A 22,498-nucleotide genomic window follows, 5' to 3' on the forward strand; every position below is an offset into this window, starting at 1 on the left:
TATGATGTATATAAGTCTATTATTTTTGATTAGAAATTAACTGTTCACTAACTTTCTTATATAAAGCAGCCATATCGTTTTCACCATATCCTGCCTCACTTGCTTCTTCATATACGTTTAATAGCATTTCGCTTACTGGTAAGTGAAGTTCGCTTTCTTTCGCTAAATCTACTGCAAATCCTAAATCTTTCTTTAATAAATTCACAGTAAATCCTGGATCGTAGTTTTCAGTTGCAATGAAACTTTTATAATTACGCTCATAAATTCTACTTTGACCGTAACTTACATTTAAAATATCAAACATTTTATCTAAATCCATATTATTCTTTTTCGCTAATGTTAAAGCTTCACTCACACCAGCTGTATAAAAACCAATTAATAGGTTATTAATTAATTTAACTGTTGTGCCACTATCAATCTGCTCACTAACATGGAAAACATTCGCACCTAGTACGCCCATGATAGATTCCGTTTTCTCATATACTTCTTTCGATCCACCAACCATAAACGTTAATGTACGGTTTTCAGCTCCAATTACCCCACCACTAACAGGCGCTGCTAAAAAGTCTACTTTCTTTTCCTTTGCAGCTTCCTCTAACTGTTTGTTTAATTGTGGAGATACAGTACTTGTATCAATTAAAACTACATTCGAGTGGCTATTTTCAAATAATCCTTCTTCCCCAAAATACACCGCTTCAACAGCGCGAGGTGAAGGTAAACTTGTAAAAATCACATCGCATGTTTCTGCTAGTTTTGAGATTGATAAGCCAATAATTCCTCCTTCATTTTCAAAGGAAGCTTCGGCCTCTTTATTTAAATCCACACCGTATACTGTGTAACTCGATTTAACTAAATTTTTAGACATCGGAAGACCCATATTACCTAAACCGATAAAGCCAATCTTTTTCATATCGCTTTCCTCCTATTTACACAATATACTTTCCACGATTTATAATAGCTTTCGCAATTTCTCTCTTTTTTGTAAATACGTTCGTGTATAAAGGCACTAATAATTGACGAATTTCAGCTAAAATTACGTGTCTATCTTGTTCTTCTGTGACAGCCGCTGCAAGTATAGAAATCGCTGCTTCTTCTACTTTACGATAGCCTTCTTCACAAATAACATCAGTTATCATTTGTTTCGTACGCTCTTTCTCTTCACCATTTTTACTAATTGCTTTACTCGTGCGTAAAAATGCTGATTCCATGACGTACACGTCCGTTAACATATTTGATAATACACGTGAATATTCTTGTTCTTGGTCAATTTTTAACCCTGGAGTTTTAGAGAGCGTTTTCAAAGATTGTTTCAACAATTTTTTCGCTAATAAAATGTAACGATGGTTTCTTTCAACATTTGCTACATCAACTTCTACTTCAGTATCTTCAATTTGTTCCATTTGCTTCATTAACATTTTAGCAACTGTTAATCTATTAATTTCGTTTGTTCCTTCAAAAATACGACTAATTCTAGCGTCACGATATAATCGTTCTACCTCGTACTCTTGCATATAACCGTAACCACCATGAATTTGTACAGCTTCATCTACGATATGACCAAGTGTTTCAGAAGCATTTACTTTATTAAGTGCACATTCAATTGCAAATTGAGACATTTTCTTCATAAGATCTTCATCACTCTCATGAATTGCTTCATCAATTACACCTGCTGTACGGTAGGCTGCACTTTCTGCTCCATATGTAGCAATGATCATATTTGCAATTTTCTCTTGAATCATCGTAAAATCTACTAATTCCGTTTGGAACTGTTTTCGCTCTTTTCCATATTGAACCGACAAACCAATTGCTTGTTTTGCTGTTCCAATATTTCCAAAAGCCAGCTTTAGTCTAGCAAAGTTAAGAATATTAAGAGCTACGTGATGCCCTTTTCCAACTTCCCCTAAAACATTTTGAGCAGGGATGACAACATCTTCTAAAATTAGGGTAGCCGTTGAAGAACCTTTAATCCCCATTTTCTTTTCTTCTAGTCCAATGGATACACCTTCACATGTTCTTTCGACAATAAACGCTGTCATTCCTTTATTTGTCTTCGCAAAAACAACGTATACATCTGCCATATGAGCATTTGTAATCCACTGCTTCTCACCATTTAACTTCCAAGCAGTACCATCTTCATTTAATACTGCACTTGTTTTTGCACTTAAAGCATCAGAACCAGCATTTGGCTCAGTTAAAGCATAAGCCCCAATCCATTCTCCAGACGCAATTTTCGGCAAATATTTTTCTTTTTGTTCTTTCGTTCCGTAATATATGTAAGGCAATGTACCTACACCAGCATGTATATTAAAGGAAACACTAAATGCACCAGCGTATCCCATTTTTTCTGCTACAAGCCCTGAAACTGCCTTTCCTAACTCAAATCCGCCGTACTCTTCTGGGACTTCGATACTTAATAATCCAAGTTCTCCAGCTTTCTCAAATAATTGACGAGAAATTTTATAGTTATGTTGTTCTATATTCTCCATTTGTGGAACAATTTCTTGTTTAACGAATTGTTCTGTCGTTTTTGCGATTAAATCTTCATCTCCTGAAAAATCTTCTGGCGTAAAGAAAGTATAATTCACATCTTTATTAAGTGAAAAAAATTCATCCCACGGTAACTTTGTTTTCTCCATCTGAATCCCCCTATCATTTCGGCCTTACTTGCTACTACGTATGCTCGTCTACGATGAGTGGAATTTCTTATTTTTGAAAACAGAAGGCGATGAATTGTCACATCAAGCAGTTCGTTTTGCCAAAGATGTATTCTCATCGCCTTAGTTGTTTTATCTATTGATCCTCTGATAATACTGTTTTTGCAATTCCAGTATCTAGTTCTTCAAAGTCATGATATGAAATTGTTTCATATAACTCACTTCTCGTTTGCATACTTGAAAGTGCATCTTTTTGAGAACCTGTTTCCTTAATTAAAGTAAACACATTCTCATATGCTTTCGCTGCAACACGAAGTGAAGTTACAGGATAAATAACCATTTGGAAGCCCATATTCGCAAATTCCTCTGCACTATAATACGGCGTTTTCCCGAACTCAGTCATATTCGCAAGTAAAGGCGCATTTACTTTACTATTAAATAGACGGAACTCTTCTTCTGATTGAAGTGCTTCAGGGAATATTGCATCTGCACCTGCTTTTACATAGGCGTTCGCTCTTTCAATCGCTTCATCTAAGCCTTCTACACCGCGAGCATCTGTGCGTGCCACAATATATAAACTTGGTGCAACTTCTTTAATCGCTTTAATCTTTTGAACTAACTCTTCTGTAGTAACAAGTTTCTTACCATTTAAATGTCCACATTTCTTCGGTAATTGTTGATCTTCAATTTGAACAGCCGCAACTTTTGCTTCCACCATTTCTACTGCTGTTCTCGCTACGTTTAATACACCGCCAAATCCTGTATCAATATCAACAAGAACTGGTAAATCTGTAGCTCTTACTAGATCCCTTGCTCTCTCTGCTACTTCAGTAGACGTCACGATTCCTAAATCTGGTATACCTTTACTTGCAGTATAAGCAGCTCCCGATAAATATAAAGCTGAAAAACCTGTATTTTTCGCAACAAGAGCAGCCATTGCATCATGAGCACCTGGAATTTGCAAAATCCCATTTGCTTCTACTAAAGCTCGGAAGCGATTCGCAAACTCCTCTTGTGTTGACTGTTTATTCACAACCCAAGCCATTCTAAATTCCCCCTATTATTAATTTAAGAATAGATCTACAAATTCGTTTACATTCATATTTTCTAGTTTTTCTTCATTTAGACAAACTTCATGAATTTGTTCTTGTTGCTTACTAGAATAATGACCTGCCATATTTGCAGTGAATTTTTGAACAACTTTTGGAATTGCTTCGTCTCTACGGAAACGGTGACCAAGTGGATATTCACATTCCACATTTTCTGTTACAGTGCCATCCTTGAAATGAACTTGAACAGCGTTGGCGATTGAGCGCTTGTTCGGGTCAAGGTAATCTAAACTGTACTGTTTGTTTTCAACAACAACCATCTTATTACGTAATTCATCTACACGTGGATTATTTGCTACTACATCCTCATAATCATCCGCAACGATATCTCCTTTTAACAAACCAATTGCCGTAATGTATTGTAAGCAATGATCACGATCAGCTGGGTTATTTAATGGACCTTCTTTGTCGATAATACGAATTGCTGATTCATGAGTTGTAATCGTAATACGATCAATTTCATCTAATCTTTCTTTAATTTCTGGATGTAATTTCACTGCACACTCTGCAGCTGTTTGTGCATGGAACTCTGCTGGATATGAAACTTTAAATAATACATTTTCCATTACATAAGACTCTAATGGTCTTGCTAACTTTAATTCTTGTTTATTGAATAATACATCTTGGAATCCCCAGCCTGGTGCAGATAATGCTGTTGGATATCCCATTTCACCTTTTAGAGCAGTCATTGCAAGATGAACACCGCGGCTTGTTGCATCACCTGCTGCCCATGATTTACGTGAGCCTGTATTTGGTGCATGACGATATGTACGAAGACTAGAATTATCAATCCATGCATGTGATAATGCATTAAAGATTTCTTCACGTGTTCCGCCGAGCATTTTTGCAACTACAGCAGTTGTTGCTACTTTTACGTATAATACATGGTCAAGACCAACACGATTCAAACTATTTTCTAAAGCTAGTACACCTTGAATTTCATGTGCTTTAATCATCATTTCTAATACTTCACGTACTTTTAATGGTTCTTTTCCTTCTGAAATACGAACACGGCTAATATAATCTGCAACTGCTAAAATACCACCTAAGTTATCAGATGGATGTCCCCACTCTGCTGCAAGCCAAGTATCGTTATAGTCTAACCAACGGATCATACATCCGATATTAAATGCACCTTTCACTGGATCAAGCACATATGACGTACCTGGTACACGTGTACCATTCGGCACGATCGTTCCTGGTACAACTGGTCCTAGTAATTTCGTACACTCTGGATATTGTAGTGCTAAAATTCCGCATCCAAGTGTATCAAGTAATACGTAACGAGCAGTACTGAATGCTTCTGCGCTAGTTACCTCTTTATTTAATACATAATCCGCAATTTCTTCTAATAATGCATCTTTTTGTTTAATTTCATTTGTTTTAATCATACTATTCTTCCCTTTCTGTCGAAAATTCGTTATTATTAATGATGGGTGTCGGTCAAACACCCATCTAGCGGGCGGCGCTAACAACTCCCCAGTTGTTCTTATTTACTAAGTACATGTCGCTCGCCAACATAATTTACACGTGGACGGAACAATCGATTGTTCGCATGTTGCTCAATTACGTGCGCGCATAGTCCTACTGTTCTAGAGCTAAAGAAGATTGGTGTGTAAAGTTGAATTGGAATACCAAGCATCCAATATACTGGAGCTGCATAATAATCAAGGTTCGGATAAATTCCTTTTTCCTTCTCCATAATCTTTTCTCCAGCTTCACACATTTCATATAGTGTATAATCGCCTTTTACATCACATAACTGCTTTAAAGCTTCCTTCATCATCAGTGCTCTTGGATCCATCTTCTTCATATACACACGATGTCCAAAGCCCATAATTTTTTCTTTGTTATATAGTTTCTTCTGTAACAACTCTTCAAACTTTTCAACATTACCAGCTTCTAAAAGCATGTACATAACCGCTTCGTTTGCACCACCGTGTAAGCTACCTTTTAAAGATGCAACTGCACCTGTTAAAGCACCATATAAGTCCGATTGCGTTGATGCAATAACGCGCGCTGTAAATGTAGAGTTTGGCATTTCATGTTCACTATATAAAACAAGGGAACGATCAAAGATCTTCTCCTCAAGTTCAGTTGGTTTTTTACCTGTTAACATATAGAAGAAATTCGCGCTATATGATAATTCTTGAAGAGGCTGAATTGGCTCTTCATTATTTAAAATATGATAGCTATTCGCTACAATGTTTGGTACTTTGCTCAATAATTTGTACCCGCGGCTTTTGTTTACTTCTAACGAGCGGTTTTCGATATCATTATCGTAACCAGCTAATGCGGACACACCTGTACGCAATCCATCCATCGGGTGCGTCTCTTTCGGTAATGCCTTTAATACGTTGAATACACCTTCTGGTACCGCGTATTCTTTTTTTAATTTCTTTTCAAGTTTTGCTTTTTCATCCTCATTCGGTAGATGTTCTTCCAATAAAAGGTGCACAATATCTAAATACTCTTTTGTTTTTGAGAGTTCGATTAAATCATACCCTTGAATTACAATTTCACCTTTCACTGTGTCAAGAAACGAAATTTTCGTCTCCGCTGCCACTATACCATCTAATCCCGGGGAAAATTTTTCTTCAGCTTTCATCATTATTTCCTCCAATCCTAATAGATCTTCGTGCACATAACTGTAAGCCTTTACAAAATCGTGAAACTACATTTCTATTTCAATGTATCAGAGTTTTTAGAAGATTTCAATTTATTTTATAATGATAAGTTTCCTATACTTTTACCGATGTAACAATACAATTTTTCAAAAATAATTTTCATATTTTATAAAGAAAGGACAGACTTCTTTGTTCGCCTTATTAAAACAAAATATAAGGATGAATCAGAAAATCCTACAGAACATATCATTCTCCCATTTTTTTAAGAAAATAAAAAAAACGAGTTGTACACATATACAACTCGTTTCTTCATAATATTTATTTCACTATCTCTTCAATATAATTCTTATATAAAACTTATTTACTTTTAAAAAAGTTATTATTTTACATAATTAAATTAAATTCCTACGTTTCCCCGTACTAACCTACAACTAAATGATAGTTTTGAAAGTGCTAAAGATCATCAACATTCAAAAAAAAAAAAAAAAATAGAATGTCTCCTTCCTTAACTTACATAATTTACCGCATAGTTTCCTAAAGACTATTCCTAAAGAATATCCAGGCTGAATTGGACTATTAACATGCTATATTCAGAATTCTTCCTTAAACCATTGTAGAGCGTCATGTTCAATTAAAATTTTGATCTTTGTTCCTCTCGTTTACGCAAATTCTTTTTTACCTAATCGCTGTTTTACAAAAATGACAAAAATAATGAAAGCGATTAGTCCTGAAATTGCACTACCTGCAAATAAAATACGGTAACCGAACATTTGCGAAACAACTCCAAGTAAAATCGTACCAAGTCCAATCCCTAAATCAAATGCGGTAAAGAATGAAGCGTTAGCAACTCCTCTTTTACTCGGATCAACAATTGTAAGCATCGCTGCTTGTAATGCGGGCTGTGCTGAACCGAATCCAACACCGTATAATGCAGCTGCGATAACTACCCCTATTAAACTATTTGAAATCGTTAATACAACTATCGCGATAATCGTAATACATAGTGCCGGGAGTATAATAAATACTTCTCCATACTTATCTAATAGTTTTCCTGAAATTGGTCTTACAATCGTTAAAGCAACTGCATATACAAGAAAGAATGTCCCAGGATTCACATCGATTGAAGATGCAAATAGCGGTAAAAACGTCGTAATTCCTCCATATGCAAATGATAAAAAGAAAACTACAATTGTAATGGAGAGAACCGATTTTTCAAACAACTGCATTTTCCCTTTTTCTTTTTGTGGTGTGAATGGCATTTTCGTCATGAACGATAATAGGACTGCCATAAAGGATAAAAGAGTTGCCAACAAGAATAGGCCGTGAAATGAATAATGTTGTACAACCGATAATCCAATCATTGGGCCGATCGCCATTGCAATTGTCATAGCCATCCCGTACCAACCCATACCTTCACCACGGCGTGAATCTGGAATAATATCAGTTATTGCTGTTCCAACAGCTGTTGTAGAAACAGCCCATGTCACGCCATGAATAACCCGTAAAACAGCTAAAAGAACAATAGTCGATGCTAAATTATAAGAATACATCGTTATCCCAAAAAAGACGAGTCCGAAAATAATAAAAGATCTTCTCCCATATTGATCTAACATTCCTCCGATAATCGGTCGTATTACAACTGCTGCTATTGTAAACATTCCCATCATAAGTCCAACTTGTGATTCATTGCCGCCTATCTCTTTAATAAAGAGCGGGAGCGTTGGTACAAGTAAATAAAATCCTGTAAATAAAAATAACATTGCGAAAGTCATTTGAATAAATGATTTCGTCCATAATCGTTCCATTAAAATTCCTCCATAAACACGTATATTCTTGCAATTAACACCTCCATTTTACATTTTCTTAGTCCCTTTTCCCTCCGTAAATAGACGTAACTTTTTATAATAAATGGTCCACCATCAATATAAATTGGTCTTACAACTTTATAAGTATACATTGGCCTAAAGTCCTATCTATATGTACCTTTATACGCGTGAAAAGAATATACTACTTTATTATCACAACTTAGGAGTGATTATGTTATGTGGGTATCTTCAAGAGTAACAGCCGTCGTTCCTTCGACTCCTGGGATACACGTTCCAGCCGTTCATACAGCTAGTTCCGATGTAGGAATTGAACTTCCTGCAACTTGGCAACAATATCAAATTCCAGGTCAAGTTACTCCCTCATTTTGGCATCATGGCGCACATCCAAGTAGTACTACCTTTTACAACCCCAGTTATACTCCATTGCCTCAGGCTCAAGTTTTTTATCATTTTCCATCAATTTATTTTCAAAATTTCTACGGTACTTTTAACATTTAAATTTAAACGATAAAAAAGCACTTAAGATTGTAATTTTTACAAATCTTAAGTGCTTTTTTGTACTTTTTATTAACTTCTCTTATTGTCCATTATTGACAGGGACTTCTCCTGCATTCCCGCCAGTATCTGGTTGTGTGGTCGCTGGAGGTGTTGTATTTCCTTGACCTCCTCCATTATTTGCTGGAGGTGTTGTATTTCCTTGACCTCCTCCATTATTCGCTGGAGGTGTTGTATTTCCTTGGCCTCCTCCATTATTCGCTGGAGGTGTCGTATTTCCTTGGCCTCCTCCGTTATTCGCTGGAGGTGTCGTATTTCCTTGGCCTCCTCCATTATTCGCTGGAGGTGTTGTATTTCCTTGGCCTCCTCCGTTATTTGCTGGAGGTGTCGTTCCTTGGCCATTTCCATTATTTTGTTCATTTTGTTTCTTTTCTTCTTCTTGTTTCTTTTGTTCTTCTTTCTTCTTAAGTTCCTCTTGTTTCTTTTGTTCTTCTTGTTTTTTCAGTTCTTCTTGTTTCTTTAATTCTTCTTGCTTTTTCTCTTCTTCAGTTTTTTGCTGCTGATCTTGTTTTGGTTGTTCTGTCGTGTCCGGTACGCTCGTATTTGGAGAAGAATCACGTTTTTCACCTTTTATACGTAACTCACTGCCTTCTTGAATTACACTACTAGGCATTTTAAAGCGTGATTTATCCGTAGCCATTTCACTCATCATTTCTTTAAAGATCAGTTGTGCAATTTTCGTATTTTTACTACTAATATACTCGTCTTTACCATCTTTCATATATCCAGTCCATACTGCCATCGTATATTGCGGCGTATAACCTGCAAACCAACTATCACGAGTTGCACTTTCCGGAATATTAAATTTCGCTAATTGTTTTGAATCATAGTTTGTTGTACCTGTTTTTCCAGCTACATCTAAAGAACTTATATTTGCCGCTGTACCAGTACCTGATGTTACTACTGAGCGAAGCATATCAGTAATCATATATGCTGTAGAGTCAGCTATAACTTGTTTTGGTTTTTGCTCAAAACTTTGTGATTTTCCGTCTGGATAAACTATTTTCTTAACAAAATGCGGTTTTGCATACTTTCCACCATTACCAAATGTCGCATAAGCACCTGCTATTTCAGTTGGTGATACTTCGTTTGTACCAATCGCTGTAGATTCTTTCGGTGCTGAATCAAATGTAATACCTAATTTCTCAGAGAACTCCTTTGATTTATTAAGTCCTACTTCTTTTGCAGTTTTAACTGCTGGAACGTTACGTGACATTTTTAACGCTTCACGCATAGTAATTGGGCCTAAATGACTTCTGTCAGCATTTCGAAGTTCTTGTCCAGTTGAATATTTAAATGGAGAATCATCAATTTGATGATACGTAGCCCATTTTAAGTATTCAATTGCAGGACCATAATCAAAGATTGGCTTCATAGTTGAACCAGCTGCACGATCTAATTCAATTGCCATATTATGCCCTTTAAATACTGCTTTATTTTCACCACGTCCACTACCTATAGCACGAACCTCACCTGTTTTCGTATCCATAAATGTGAAAGCACCTTGGAATTTATCATTTGGATAATTAATAATATTTTCATTTAAAATCTTATCAGCAAATCGCTGTGCTTTCGGGTCTAATGTTGTATAGATTTCTAAACCATCTGATCCAATATTTACATCTGGTATTTCCTTTTCTACCTCTTTAACTACTGCATCCATAAATGCAGTATGTGGCATTGCTTGAAGTTCCGTTGCTGTCTTAAGTCCCTTTGTCACTTCAACTTTCGAAGCTTCTTCCATTTCTGCCTTCGTAATATATCCATGTCGATTCATTAATCCTAGTACAACATTTCTTCTTTCTGTTGCCCTTTGAATATTTTCCGTTTTTGTTGGATCATAGTTATTCGGTGCTTTCGGTAAACCTGCAAGCATCGCAACTTCTGGTAATGTTAACTCTTTCAATTCTTTACCATAGTAGTTTTGTGCTGCTGTTGCGATACCGTATGAACGGTTTCCTAAGTTAATTTTATTTAAATACATTTCTAAAATTTCATGTTTTGAATATTGTTGTTCTAGTTTATACGCTAAATATATTTCCTGAACCTTACGTTTTGATGTTTTTTCCATCGATAAGAAGTAGTTTTTAATAACCTGTTGCGTTATTGTACTTCCACCTTGTGAACCGTAATCTCCTTTAAGACTCACCAAAACAGCACGGGCAGTACCTTTAAAGTCTACTCCGCTATGCTCGTAAAAACGTGCATCCTCTGTTGCTAAAAATGCATTTTCTACTAATTTAGGAATTTGATCATACGTAACATTCGTCCGCTTTTCTTTTCCGTATTCATATACCAAATCGCCATTTTTATCATAAATTTTTGAGGATAACGGATTAACAAGTTTTGCTTTCTCAAGTTTTGGTGCATCCTTAATCATTACAAAGAAGGTAGCAACCCCCGCCACTAAACCAACAATACCAAGTAATAAACAAGTAATTAAAAACTTACGAAAGAACGATGTTTTTCCTTTTGGTTTTTGTGTTTTAGAAGCTGGCTGTTTTTTCTTTTTAACTTGTCGTCGCTCCTCTCGAGAACGATAATTTTCTGACATGTTACTTTCTCCTGCCTTTCAATTCTCCCGTTGATTTACTTAAAAATATTGAGGTCACTTTCTAAAATGAATTTAATTAAGAAAGTATATTGACCTGGAGCATTCAATATTTTCCTAATTCACAGATTATAAAATTTAGAATACTTCTTATACAAAGTATTTTCACTTCTATTTTTCCTAATAATGCTGCCCCTTTAAGCATAGAATGTAAAAAGTGAATTTTTAATACCTCGTATAAATAATATACCTTTTTTTCAAATGGTCAATATTTTCTTATTTATAAATCAAAGGTGAAATAAAAATAGCACAACGATATGTACTTCGTGTGAACTTCCTTATAATTACGTATAACGAACATTTAATATATTGCATATAAGTATCATACCTCTTTAATTATAAGGATTTCAACATCCCAACCCCAACATCTACAAGAAATTATAAAAATTGAAAAGCAAGGAGTTGCGTAATAATGGAATTATCTCCCGTGATTTCAAAAAGTATAGTTGCTGTTGGCTATAATCCATTTTCTATGATTTTACGTATTCAATTAAAGAATGGAATGTATGATTTCTTTAACGTGCCTGAAAACATTTACACCGGTTTATTAAATGCACATTCTAAAACGAATTATCACAATACTTATATTAAAAATTCTTTCCGCTATACTAAAATTTAAACTTAAACGAAATGAAAAAAGAAAGGAGGTAATCCCCCTTTCTTTTTTCATTTCACGACTCAGCTATCTTCTATTTCTCTTATTCATGTCATCATATGCTTGAATTTGTTTTTTTAATCGCCGATCTGCTTTTTTATCGTGTACAACTAAAATCGCATGTATAACCCCTGGAACCCAAAATATTAATGTTAATATGAAATTAATTATTGCTTGAAATGGTTTTCCACAAAATAATACGGCTACAGGTGGAAGTAGAATTGCCAACAAATACATCATCGCTTGAAAACTCCTTGTTTTGTATTTTTTATCTCTCTTCTTTTCATACGCTCACAAAACCAATTATTTTTATATTTCATAAATTCCAATTAAGCATGAAAAACTTTTCTACTCTTATATATTCTATTCAAATGCCTAAAAACCTACTACTTCAATCTTACCACGTATGTAAAATTAAAATCCCCCTTCCTTTATCAAATGTGTATTTTCATATTTTTATTTTTTCTAATCTGTCTTCTTTCTCTATTATAGTTAATCCAATCGCAGAAATAATAGTTCCTATTGCTTGTATCCAAATACCAATGAGTGCTATTATCTTCTCATTCTTCTTATCAACCATACTACCTTCATTTTCTATTTCGTTCTTTGATACATTAATAATACCTTGATACGCTTGAAGTCCAGCACCTAAACTTTGCAAAGAATTACCTAGTATTATAATTCTCTGTATTGCTTTCATCTGAAGTAAAGCTGCTTCTACTCCTAAAAAAGCACCAATCGATTGTAAACTGTTCCCGATAATTATGAGATAATCATTCTCTTTCAATTGTTTATTTATATTAAAATATGTTCCTATTACATTTGATATATTCCCTAATGCTAATAATTCAATGCCCATTTTATCAAGCATTTCACTTTTATTCTCCAAACACATATTTTGATTTTCTCTTTCAGCTTCATTTCCGGTATCATTACTCGCTATTATTTGTAATATATAACCGAGGGCTTGTAATGAGCTTCCTACAATTACAAGATCTGATTCAACTTTCTCTTCTCCAATAAATCCTCTTGTCGTCCCAATAGCCGCAGTAAGATTTCCTCCTACTTGAAACCATGCTCCTGTCACTTTTAAACCGCTTGGATTCATTTTTATCACCTATTTAGAAATTTTCTAGTGCTTTTTTCGCCATACACAAATGACATCCTTTATCTCATATTTATTTTCTATATGTAATTTTGTGCATTCTAAAATGTGTTAATCATACAAAAAAGCACCTTTAAGGTACTTTTTTTTAGACAAAGCGTATATCACTGAAAATATGCTAATTAAAAGATACGTATACAATTCAAAATATATTTACATACATTCTGGGCATGTCAATGAAGCTCCATTTTTATCTATTGTTATATTTAATATATATTGAATCGCATGATGTGACCACATTTCAGGTGTGGGTGATTCATTTACATACTGTGGTGCACATGAATACAGCATTGGGCTCCTAATACTTCCGCCCGGATCTAAAGCAACTACAGCCATACCATAGGGTAATTCAAGTGCCATAGATTTCGTGATACCTTCAATTGCAAACTTTGAGGCACAATATGGCGCCAGCTCAGCTTCTCCCTCTCGGCCCCAACTAGAACTCATATTAATAATCATTCCTTCTTTCCTAGCTACCATCGCTGGGACAAATGCCCTAATTACATTTACTACACCATTTACGTTTACATTCATTACATTTTCGAATTCTTGAGCTGTTACTTTCCACAGTGGCGCATTTTTATTAACAATCGATGCATTATTTATTAACAAGTCAGGTGCTCTATATCTATGAAGTATATAACTCGCCCAATTACTTACTTGCTGGGAGTCTGAAACATCGATTATTTGAAAATCATGTATATTACCGTAATATTTTTTCAATTCTTCAACTTTATCTTTTGAACGTCCACAGCCATATATATTCCATCCCAATTCATGAAATCGATCAACCATTGCACGACCTAATCCTTGCGTCACTCCTGTAATCATTACAACTTTTCCAGTTTCGTTTCGCTGCATATACCTCTCCTCCTTTATAAAATTTTACACTCTCCCTTTTCATTCAGCCATTTACTAAAGTATCAACTCATTTCATACTTTAGTAGGAGTTTTTATGTAAGCAAAAAGAGTAACCATAACAGTTACTCTTGCTTATATATCAAAAAAGTCATTATTTATTTCGTTATTGCTTTTATATTTCAGCTTCTCTTTCCCGCATTTCTCACACAATATATAAAAGTTACACCTAGATTACCTCTTTTAAAATCTTCATTATCCTTAATAAAACCATATTTATGCTTACAGTGAGATTCATCTAAAAAAATTTTAAACCATTTTTTCAACATAGAACAGTTAACCTCTATGAAAGAATCTTCATCTATTCTGATTACCGATTTTTATTTAAATTCTCAATCTCATTTTGCAACTTTTTGAATTGTTCAAAATGCATAGTGATAGATTGACTATTTCCATAATCAACACTATGCTTCACAAATAAAACACCAGTGTCATGAAAAATTGCTTCCAGTTCTTTTCTGATGGATACTTTCATTATATGTGCTGTTTTAATAGCCGATAAAATTGCAATTTCATTAAACTTTAATTTTATTTCATTTGGACAAAATGCTTCTTCAACCAATATAACTTCATTGCTATAAATAAGTGCAACAAGATTACTTGATTTTGCATCTGTTAAATCTACTTTTTTTATAACATTATTCATTACATTTTGCCTCCTTTGATTTTGTATATATTAATTATACAATTGTTTTTTAAAATTAATCGACCTTACATTAATTTTAACATACTTTTATTGTAGGATTAAGCTACACTTCAAACGTTTTACTATTCCACAATTTTTGTTACATGAACCATTTGGACTATAAGGCCATATAGTAATGTTAACAAATGATTGTAAAGCGGGTGAAAACTATGCCCTCAGTTGTAGGGAATTTAGTTGTACAAAATAGTAACGGTTCATTTAACTTAGGCGATTTCTACAACGTTTCTCCGAAAGAAAATACGAAGGCTTATAATGGATCTGGTGCTTCAAACGTTGGTTTTGTTGTTAATACTTTTAATGGCGTGAGCGCGACTAATACGTTTGATTCTGACCTTGCAGATCAAAACCAAGTGGGTACAGCCTAATCCTATTTTTTCATCGTTCTGTTTAGGAATTTTAAATTTGTCTATACTATAATTAGGCTGTTACACAGCTATTATTGATTTTTGGAGTACCCTATCTTTTTCTCCCTTTCCCTGGGGCTCAGCAGCTAGTATGAAGCTAGCTGCTTTTTCGTTTCATTATTTATATCCCTCATCTAAAATAACGTAAAGGAAGCTAAAATTGAAATTTCAGCTTCCTTTACGTTATTTCAATAATATCAGAAGTATTAAATACGTAAGTTTTATAAAATGCGTCCGTACATATTACAATGCGCTTTAGCGGGTTTATATGCACTACTGTCATATAACTTGTAAGGATGTAACCATCTTCAAAATATGTCACCAATATTTCTTTCTCAGACAATAATGACGTTAATAATTTATCAGAAATTCTCTCTTTTGCTTCGTTTGTTAAGAGCGGTTTTTGTACTTTAAACTTCTCTCCAATAACCTTTCGCAAACTTAACAACTGTTCCGACATTACTGTAAATGGAACCCATTCTCTTTCTATTTTCTGCACCTTTACATCATTCATTTCTTTATCTCCTTGATCATTTATCCATTCAATTTCACACATAATGGTACTCAATTATTCTTTCATAATGCTAGGCTCATATTTATCCGGCATTAACAGGTAGTGAAGCTCCTACCTCAAAATCCGCTATATGCGAGGAGGTAAGACGAAAATCAACTGCCCGTTAACGCTTAATTGGTGAAAGCTAATAAATAACGGACGATGAACACCCTGCTTATTAAAGTTTCACTTTATTTCTTATTCGTATACTATCTACACATACAAGAACATTCGTTCTAATTATACACGAACTTACGTTCTTTTGGAATGATTTAAATTATATTTTTATCCATCATTTATTTTTTCTTCATCAAGTGAGCTTTTCACTTCTTATATAATAGGCCGTCCACATATCAACAGAAAAAGCGACTTCATACAAAGTGAAGTCGCTTTTTTCTAATAACGTATATTTCCATATTTACTTTTCTATCCTGACAAGCGTTCTTTCCGGGATACAAATCTCATCTATATTAAAATGATTTATTTTTAATTTTAATTCTCCCACTCGTTCCTGATCTTCATCACCAACCCAACAACTGAATAATTCAAAATAGTCCCCCTCATTTAAATAACCTTCCATAATCGAGCATAAAGCTAATAGCTTTTTTTTAGCTTCTTTCTTCTCCTTTTCACTTTGCCACTCAACAAGTTCAATGCCCCAGCTCGTTGAAACTTCATACGTGTAACTTGTTTGAAATTGAAACTCTTGTACAATTTCAAGCATACTTTCATCTGAAAAGCACGACCCAAAAACAATTACATCATTAGAATCTGGATCCGTTAACGGAATTTCTACATTGCACCCTATATAACTTGCTAAACTCATTTTTACTCCTCCAATATTCATATATAAAATACTTTATATGAATATTTATCTACTCGAATATAAAATCCCTGCCTAAACTAAAACGTTTTAATTTTTCAAGTTTATTAACCAACTATAAATGAAAGCATATATTATAAAGAACGAACTCACAAAATTTAAGGAATTTATAACGAACCACAATTCATTCCTTATGAATTTCTATGAAAAGAGAGCAATTTAAACACTCTCTTTTCGTACATAATGTATAAAACTATTTATAAATAATTGCCCCTTATTATTACATATATTTTGGTTGTACTATTATATGTAACTCCCTCTCTGTTACTGCTTTTTTTGGGTTACGAAAATACTCTAATTCGTATTTTAATACTTCATACTCAACCATCCCAATCTTGATCCCTTTCGTTTCTTTTAAAATAGCTAATAAGTTGCTTATATCTTCATCATACGATTCAAAAACCTTCCCTCCACCTTCTCTTTGAAAAATTACTTTCATATTTTCTCCTCCTACGTAATATATTTATCTATTAAATAATTTCTTTAAAAGCATTCTTTCCTCTGAAAATTTCATACTAAAAAGAACATTCTTTTTTAGTAGAATGCTCTGCTTTTCACTTCATTTAACATCAATATTTTTTCAATACTATTGTATGTTTCATTCTGCAAATTATGTTTATCCACTTCAATAAAGAAAAACTTAAATCACTTCAGGTTTTAATTAGCCCGCGCCAATCAGACTACATGCAAATAGTGGAATGAAATTAAGCAAACGAAACATTATAATATCAACATTCTATGAAGCATTGATCATTCCAATTTTTAAAAAATACATAAATTCCCATTGTAATTCTTAATATTTAAATGTAATATTATATTGTCTTACTATCTATTTATAACACACACACTAACTAGAAAAGGGAACCTATATAGGTTCCCTTTTCTAATTACAATCATTATTTCTTTTCTAGAAATTCAAATGTATTTTTAAATTCTTTATCATTCACTTTAATACCAGCATCTTTCAATAAATCATTAACTACTTGCTGTTTCCATTTACCTGTCGTATCTTGTAGTCTTTGCTGTTCTAAATCTTTACGAATTTGATCTTTTACTTCATCAAATGGCTTCAATTCTTTTTTATCTGTCACTTTAATAATATGGTACCCGTAAGTTGTTTTTACTGACTCACTTACTTGTCCTGCATTTAATTTATATGCAGCTTCCTCAAATTCTTTCACCGTTTGCCCTGGAGCAAAACCAGTTATTTCCCCACCTTGTTCTTTTGAACCAGTATCCTCTGAATATTGCTTCGCTAAAGCTGCAAAATCTTCTCCATTATTTACTTTCTCTTTCACTTCTTTAGCAGTCTTTTCATCTTTCACTAAAATGTGACTTACCTTCATTTCTGGTTTATAGTTATCTTTTACATCTTTTTCTGTGACAGTCGCTTTAATCGCTTTCTCAAATGCGATTTCTGGCTTCATTTTTTCTTTTAATTCATCTTCATTTTTCAATCCAACTTGCTCTAAAGTCGATTTGAAGTTGTCACCCATTTTATCTTTTGCTTCTTCTACTTGTTTTTTTGCTTCCTCATCTGAAACTTTATATTTATCTAGCAACGCCTTACTTAACACCATTTGGTATAAAGTACTTTCCCCATATTTTTGCCTTAATTCTTTACTTAACTCTTTCTCTGTAACATTTCCTACTTTTGATGTTACTACATTGTCTGAGGAACCACATGCCGATAATGCCAGTAGTACGCATGAAATAATTGTTCCTAAAAATAGCTTTTTCTTTTTCAATTCAAAATACCTCACTTTTATTATTATATAAGAATAACTATACAATGTACTTGTGTTAACAATGTGTTTTCCACATGTAATTCATTTCATTTGAATAAACTATGTATCTTGTTCTTTTTTGTTCAAATATTAAAGGTCATCTTACTATTTATCAGTAAAATGACCCTTTACGTATTCCTATAGATTCTTAATAGTTACATGTTCTTCCAGTATCCAATTATTTTGCCCGATATCTACTGCATTTTTGGCTCTTCCCCACACACGAAAAGATTTTGATCCATCAATATTTCCTTTATAATTTATACATTCAGGCTCTGCATAATAATTCACTCCATACCCAACAGGATATTTTGAAACTGCATAAAACCATTCTACATCAAAATGTTTTACATATACCCACTGTTTATCATTGCCTAAGCAAATCATATCTTTATCTGCGTCTTCCCAATAACCATGTAAGACTAAATATGGATTTTTTTGAGTGATTGTACCTGTAAACTGAGGATTCGTAGGATTTTCATATACGTTTATGCCATATCCATCAGGATATTTTGAAACTGCAATACCAATACCATTTGATTGCTGTGTATTCTCTTTGTTAAATTGAATAGATTGATTTACTTGATCCGAACCTATAAACCAAGAAAGCGACTTATTTCCTATTAATTGATTTAAATCACATTTCCCAATACCAGGAACATTTCCCGCATCAGTATATTGCCAAATATCACACGGATATGCTGGCTTATTTCCTCCATAACGAGGAATCCATACAAAATCAACTTCAATATTATGTGCTCCAAATGATACATACGTGTGATGCCCCACGTATAGCCCTACTTTTTTCGCACCTAAACGGCGTAATTCATCTATAAACGCTTGTGTCCCCCCTTGCATATCCATCATCGTTTGAATTTCTACGTCCACCACCCAAAACTTAGCAGATTTATCGCCACGACTCCAAAAATCTTGTGCCTCTTTCCTTGCATCAGCAATAGATATAAAGCGACAAAATGCATAATTACCAAATGGAATACTGCGTTTCTTCATTTCATTCACATAATTTTGATACATAAAATCTACCGTATTCGAGCCATCTTGAACTCTAGCAATAACTAAATCTAGCCGAGATGCTGCAATATCCCAATCAATAGTTCCATTCCATTTTGAAATATCGATAATATACCCCACTACAATTCATCCCCTTTTTAATATCATATTCAAAGCTTGTCTTATTGAAAGCCCCTTATGCCTAATACTAGCTATCTATAATATAAATAAGGAGAATCTATATTATTTTTCAAAACATATAATCTTTTAATTAAACTTCCACTAATTTTATTTATTTTTCATACAGCTCATTCACAAATTCGAGATATGCACTATCATCTATTAGTAAATAATATCAATTAATTAACCTTTCATTAGCGCTATTATTAGAAACGTTTTCATTATTACTACTCATCGATATTAATCTTCTTTAGACTAATAAACATATGTATGACAGCTAACTTACTGTGTTTCTTGCGATTATTCTATATTCACGAAAATGATTTCCCTCACATTTCTTATATATTTTCAATTCAAACAGACTACTTTTACATACTATATGAAATTCTGTAACTCTTTCATCAGTGGCAGTTTCGTTCATGATTCACAGCTTGTTAACCTGTAATTAGCTAGACAAAGTAACGTTTATGCATACAAAAAAGACATTTTCTATTAATGAAAATGTCTTCTTACAATTTAGTAAAACAGTTTTGGTGTCAACTCTGTATTTTGTAATTGTGCACTCTCACCGCTCGGAACACAGCTTGTGGAGAATAAAATTGGGATATCACAAATGTCATCGTTCATTACATCATGAAATACATTTGCAGCAACACCAGTAAATGTTTGACATAAATTTGAAATATCATCATTAAAAAATTGAATCACTTGCGCAGTAAAAACTGGAAAGACAACATTTGATCCACCAGGAAGCTGCGGCTGTACAACAACTTGTTCAAAATAAGGATTATTTTCTAACGCCACTTGAAATAAATGAGCAATTTCAAATGCATCTAGTGGACATGGAAGTGGATTTACAATGTTATTTTCATTATTAGTTACAATAACTGTTACACTTACATTCCCAAATTCTACAAAAGATTTTAGAAGCGTTGCTAACGCTATCGCTTTTTCATTACTTAACGCATGCACTAAAATAATATAATTCCCGCCAACTGGAATTAGCGGACCAACTGAAACAGTTGGATCAGCACCAATTGAATTTTTTAACTCATTGAAATATGTGATCCACGGTGGTGAAAGCTGAGCTTGTACATTTTCTTGCACTCTTTCATTACCTCCTAATACAATTCTTACTACTATAATATGTATCAAGGAAAAAAGTGTATTAGATAAATTACTTATTTTTTGCTTTTACCTATTATATCGATTAAACATTTTATAGAACATTCTCAGTTTCCTATGCATTTCCCACATTTTCACCACGGCATAAAACCCCATATTATTATCAACTCAACTAAAATTTCATATTATATTAATACGCCTTTATAATCTGAACGAAAAAGTGCAGAATAAGATGCTGCATATGAGGAGCTGATTTTATGAAAAAAAAACCTATCGTGGTTAAAGTTCCACCAAACTCAAAACTAAAAATCACATTTTTCGGTCCATGTAACGAGGTAATTACAAATGTTTCTATAATTAACCAACTTTCCACACCTAAGTGTCAAACTATTACGCAATATCCAAACTATAAGAAATACGAAACTGAAGTACGATCATTATCCAGTTGTTAATCCATTCTATTCACAATCCTTACAATTTGGTTAGCTCCGCGACGACGGGAATAGACCAAAATTACTCATTTCATGTTATTCCATTGATAATCTATTGATTTTTCACACGTTTTTATTAACCGAGCATATATTATCGTATGGAAATTATCCACTCATAAAACCTATCTTTCTTTAGAGCGTACTTTTTATGTATGCTCTTTTTTTCATTTATCTCTCATTCTGTACACATAAACCTGCTCACTTTTATATTTCACGGGCGATCAACCTATCTGCTGCTTATAAACAATTTAATCAATGTGTAATCAACAATACTCCTTTATTTATTATACGTTCACTATTCTGTTAAATTAGTGTATTGATTCAATCATCATTCATTAATATATTCCCCTTCTAAATTGACCAAATATGTATTAAAATTCTTTATATACTCAAGGAGGTCAAAAATGTTCAAGTTGCATCCCATACTACTCATCTTAGGATTTATTTTATTTTTATATAGTGTAATCGTCTTAATGTTTTTCCTTTCTATACAATAGCAATACCTACACAAACCTATGTTAAATATGTAATTTCTATATAGTAAAGAAAAAGCCCGTAATTATACGGCCTTTTATGTATTAATAAATTTAGATATCTTTTCTATTCCATAAGACTACTAGCAAATGTAATGCCTAAGAACTTTCACAACCATGTTACTTGTTTCGTTGTACTCTTTTTATTACCTGCAGAATATCTAATACTCATAATAAGCTAGCACTTTCAACCTTACATCCTAGCATGTGAAATTCTCCTGAAACAAACTATATTTAGCCTATTTACTTATATATTTTAGAAAAATAATAATAATCCCCCACCATTTGGTGTAGGGGATTAACTAAACCTACTGAAAAGTATTTTATTCTCTTCGTTATTTAATTGGAGAAGGAAATCTTGCAGCTTCAAAATGAACCGTATTCAAACCATTAACATTTTGAACAATTACTCCGGCAACACTACTCTCAGCAAAAACTTCAACTGAATCCCCTGCTTCTAATTGAAGAATAGACGTTACTGAAACATCATTGTTAAAAAATACACCAGTCCCAAAGAAATCATTATCAATTGCTATTGCTGGATTTCCATTCACACGAATCTCAACTCTAGCTCTGTAATTTACATTAAAATCATTTGGAGAGAATGTTATATTCCCTAATACACTATATACCCCTTTAGTCTTCGGAATAAAAATAGATGTTGCTGCATTATATTCATTCGCTAAATCAACCTGTTCCGGAAAA

At 33.5% G+C, this 22,498-nt stretch carries 22 protein-coding genes and 1 pseudogene; 4 read left to right on the plus strand and 19 right to left on the minus strand.

Annotated features, from left to right (window positions below; genetic code table 11):
• Positions 1-19: 19 nt before the first annotated feature.
• From DM800_RS27625 to DM800_RS27655, 6 genes are all read right to left on the minus strand, one after another.
• Entirely contained in the window at positions 20-910 is an 891-nt protein-coding gene (locus tag DM800_RS27625; RefSeq protein ID WP_000719430.1) for an NAD(P)-dependent oxidoreductase, read from the minus strand.
• Positions 911-926: 16 nt separating this feature from the next.
• Positions 927-2,636: an acyl-CoA dehydrogenase family protein gene (locus DM800_RS27630; protein ID WP_088609407.1), complete on the minus strand. Its 1,710-nt coding sequence runs from the start codon at positions 2,634-2,636 to the stop codon at positions 927-929.
• A 154-nt stretch (positions 2,637-2,790) separates the two neighbouring features.
• A complete protein-coding gene (gene prpB, locus DM800_RS27635) occupies positions 2,791-3,699 on the minus strand; it encodes a methylisocitrate lyase (protein ID WP_147788072.1) in 909 nt (302 codons plus the stop codon).
• Between the two features lie 18 nt (positions 3,700-3,717).
• Positions 3,718-5,154 (minus strand): 2-methylcitrate dehydratase, encoded by a 1,437-nt coding sequence (gene prpD, locus DM800_RS27640; RefSeq protein WP_097907488.1) that lies wholly within the window; start codon positions 5,152-5,154, stop codon positions 3,718-3,720.
• Between the two features lie 98 nt (positions 5,155-5,252).
• Positions 5,253-6,374, minus strand: a complete 1,122-nt coding sequence (gene mmgD, locus DM800_RS27645; RefSeq protein WP_147788073.1) for a citrate synthase — start codon at positions 6,372-6,374, stop codon at positions 5,253-5,255.
• 675 nt (positions 6,375-7,049) lie between these two features.
• Positions 7,050-8,195 carry an MFS transporter gene (locus DM800_RS27655; protein WP_147788074.1) on the minus strand — a complete coding sequence of 382 codons (1,146 nt, stop codon included), beginning with the start codon at positions 8,193-8,195 and terminating at the stop codon, positions 7,050-7,052.
• Between the two features lie 237 nt (positions 8,196-8,432).
• On the opposite strand from DM800_RS27655, the gene DM800_RS27660 reads away from it, so the two are divergent.
• Positions 8,433-8,714 (plus strand): hypothetical protein, encoded by a 282-nt coding sequence (locus DM800_RS27660; RefSeq protein WP_060488674.1) that lies wholly within the window; start codon positions 8,433-8,435, stop codon positions 8,712-8,714.
• Between the two features lie 79 nt (positions 8,715-8,793).
• Here DM800_RS27660 and DM800_RS27665 read toward each other — a convergent pair whose 3' ends face one another.
• Positions 8,794-11,325 (minus strand): PBP1A family penicillin-binding protein, encoded by a 2,532-nt coding sequence (locus DM800_RS27665; RefSeq protein WP_147788075.1) that lies wholly within the window; start codon positions 11,323-11,325, stop codon positions 8,794-8,796.
• Positions 11,326-11,794: 469 nt separating this feature from the next.
• On the opposite strand from DM800_RS27665, the gene DM800_RS27670 reads away from it, so the two are divergent.
• On the plus strand, positions 11,795-12,001 hold the full coding sequence (locus tag DM800_RS27670) for a KTSC domain-containing protein (RefSeq protein WP_179955714.1): 207 nt from the start codon (positions 11,795-11,797) through the stop codon (positions 11,999-12,001).
• A gap of 63 nt (positions 12,002-12,064) precedes the next feature.
• On the opposite strand, the gene DM800_RS27675 is transcribed toward DM800_RS27670, so the two are convergent.
• The 5 genes and pseudogenes from DM800_RS27675 to DM800_RS27695 all read right to left on the minus strand — a co-directional run bounded on the left by DM800_RS27675 (position 12,065) and on the right by DM800_RS27695 (position 14,766).
• Positions 12,065-12,277, minus strand: a complete 213-nt coding sequence (locus DM800_RS27675) for a YqaE/Pmp3 family membrane protein (protein ID WP_078418528.1) — start codon at positions 12,275-12,277, stop codon at positions 12,065-12,067.
• 208 nt (positions 12,278-12,485) lie between these two features.
• Positions 12,486-13,145, minus strand: coding sequence for a DUF6944 family repetitive protein (locus DM800_RS27680; RefSeq protein ID WP_088063293.1), 660 nt, complete (start codon positions 13,143-13,145; stop codon positions 12,486-12,488).
• Positions 13,146-13,355: 210 nt separating this feature from the next.
• Positions 13,356-14,063 (minus strand): SDR family oxidoreductase, encoded by a 708-nt coding sequence (locus DM800_RS27685; protein ID WP_147788077.1) that lies wholly within the window; start codon positions 14,061-14,063, stop codon positions 13,356-13,358.
• A 132-nt stretch (positions 14,064-14,195) separates the two neighbouring features.
• A pseudogene (locus DM800_RS27690) lies at positions 14,196-14,389 on the minus strand (hypothetical protein).
• 41 nt (positions 14,390-14,430) lie between these two features.
• Complete coding sequence (locus DM800_RS27695; protein ID WP_001066867.1) at positions 14,431-14,766, minus strand: hypothetical protein; 336 nt, start codon at positions 14,764-14,766, stop codon at positions 14,431-14,433.
• 209 nt (positions 14,767-14,975) lie between these two features.
• On the opposite strand from DM800_RS27695, the gene gerPF reads away from it, so the two are divergent.
• Positions 14,976-15,191, plus strand: coding sequence for a spore germination protein GerPF (gene gerPF / locus DM800_RS27700; protein WP_001141565.1), 216 nt, complete (start codon positions 14,976-14,978; stop codon positions 15,189-15,191).
• 217 nt (positions 15,192-15,408) lie between these two features.
• On the opposite strand, the gene DM800_RS27705 is transcribed toward gerPF, so the two are convergent.
• The 6 genes from DM800_RS27705 to DM800_RS27730 form a co-directional block, all read right to left on the minus strand.
• On the minus strand, positions 15,409-15,744 hold the full coding sequence (locus DM800_RS27705; RefSeq protein WP_088063291.1) for a YolD-like family protein: 336 nt from the start codon (positions 15,742-15,744) through the stop codon (positions 15,409-15,411).
• A 457-nt stretch (positions 15,745-16,201) separates the two neighbouring features.
• Complete coding sequence (locus DM800_RS27710; protein ID WP_087980344.1) at positions 16,202-16,609, minus strand: hypothetical protein; 408 nt, start codon at positions 16,607-16,609, stop codon at positions 16,202-16,204.
• Between the two features lie 277 nt (positions 16,610-16,886).
• Positions 16,887-17,105: a hypothetical protein gene (locus tag DM800_RS27715; RefSeq protein WP_087980343.1), complete on the minus strand. Its 219-nt coding sequence runs from the start codon at positions 17,103-17,105 to the stop codon at positions 16,887-16,889.
• A 457-nt stretch (positions 17,106-17,562) separates the two neighbouring features.
• On the minus strand, positions 17,563-18,414 hold the full coding sequence (locus DM800_RS27720; RefSeq protein WP_088063290.1) for a peptidylprolyl isomerase PrsA: 852 nt from the start codon (positions 18,412-18,414) through the stop codon (positions 17,563-17,565).
• Positions 18,415-18,591: 177 nt separating this feature from the next.
• On the minus strand, positions 18,592-19,605 hold the full coding sequence (locus tag DM800_RS27725) for a glycoside hydrolase family 25 protein (protein ID WP_147788078.1): 1,014 nt from the start codon (positions 19,603-19,605) through the stop codon (positions 18,592-18,594).
• A 555-nt stretch (positions 19,606-20,160) separates the two neighbouring features.
• Complete coding sequence (locus DM800_RS27730; protein WP_087982465.1) at positions 20,161-20,751, minus strand: hypothetical protein; 591 nt, start codon at positions 20,749-20,751, stop codon at positions 20,161-20,163.
• A gap of 275 nt (positions 20,752-21,026) precedes the next feature.
• Here DM800_RS27730 and DM800_RS27735 point away from each other — a divergent pair, with 275 nt between their 5' ends.
• Entirely contained in the window at positions 21,027-21,221 is a 195-nt protein-coding gene (locus tag DM800_RS27735) for a hypothetical protein (RefSeq protein ID WP_060488666.1), read from the plus strand.
• Between the two features lie 907 nt (positions 21,222-22,128).
• Here the strand turns inward: DM800_RS27735 and DM800_RS27740 are convergent.
• Positions 22,129-22,498: ABC transporter permease (locus tag DM800_RS27740; RefSeq protein WP_147788079.1), on the minus strand; the 370-nt coding region annotated here is incomplete at its 5' end.

The organism is Bacillus sp. AY18-3 (assembly GCF_008042305.1).
Classification (GTDB): domain Bacteria; phylum Bacillota; class Bacilli; order Bacillales; family Bacillaceae_G; genus Bacillus_A; species Bacillus_A wiedmannii.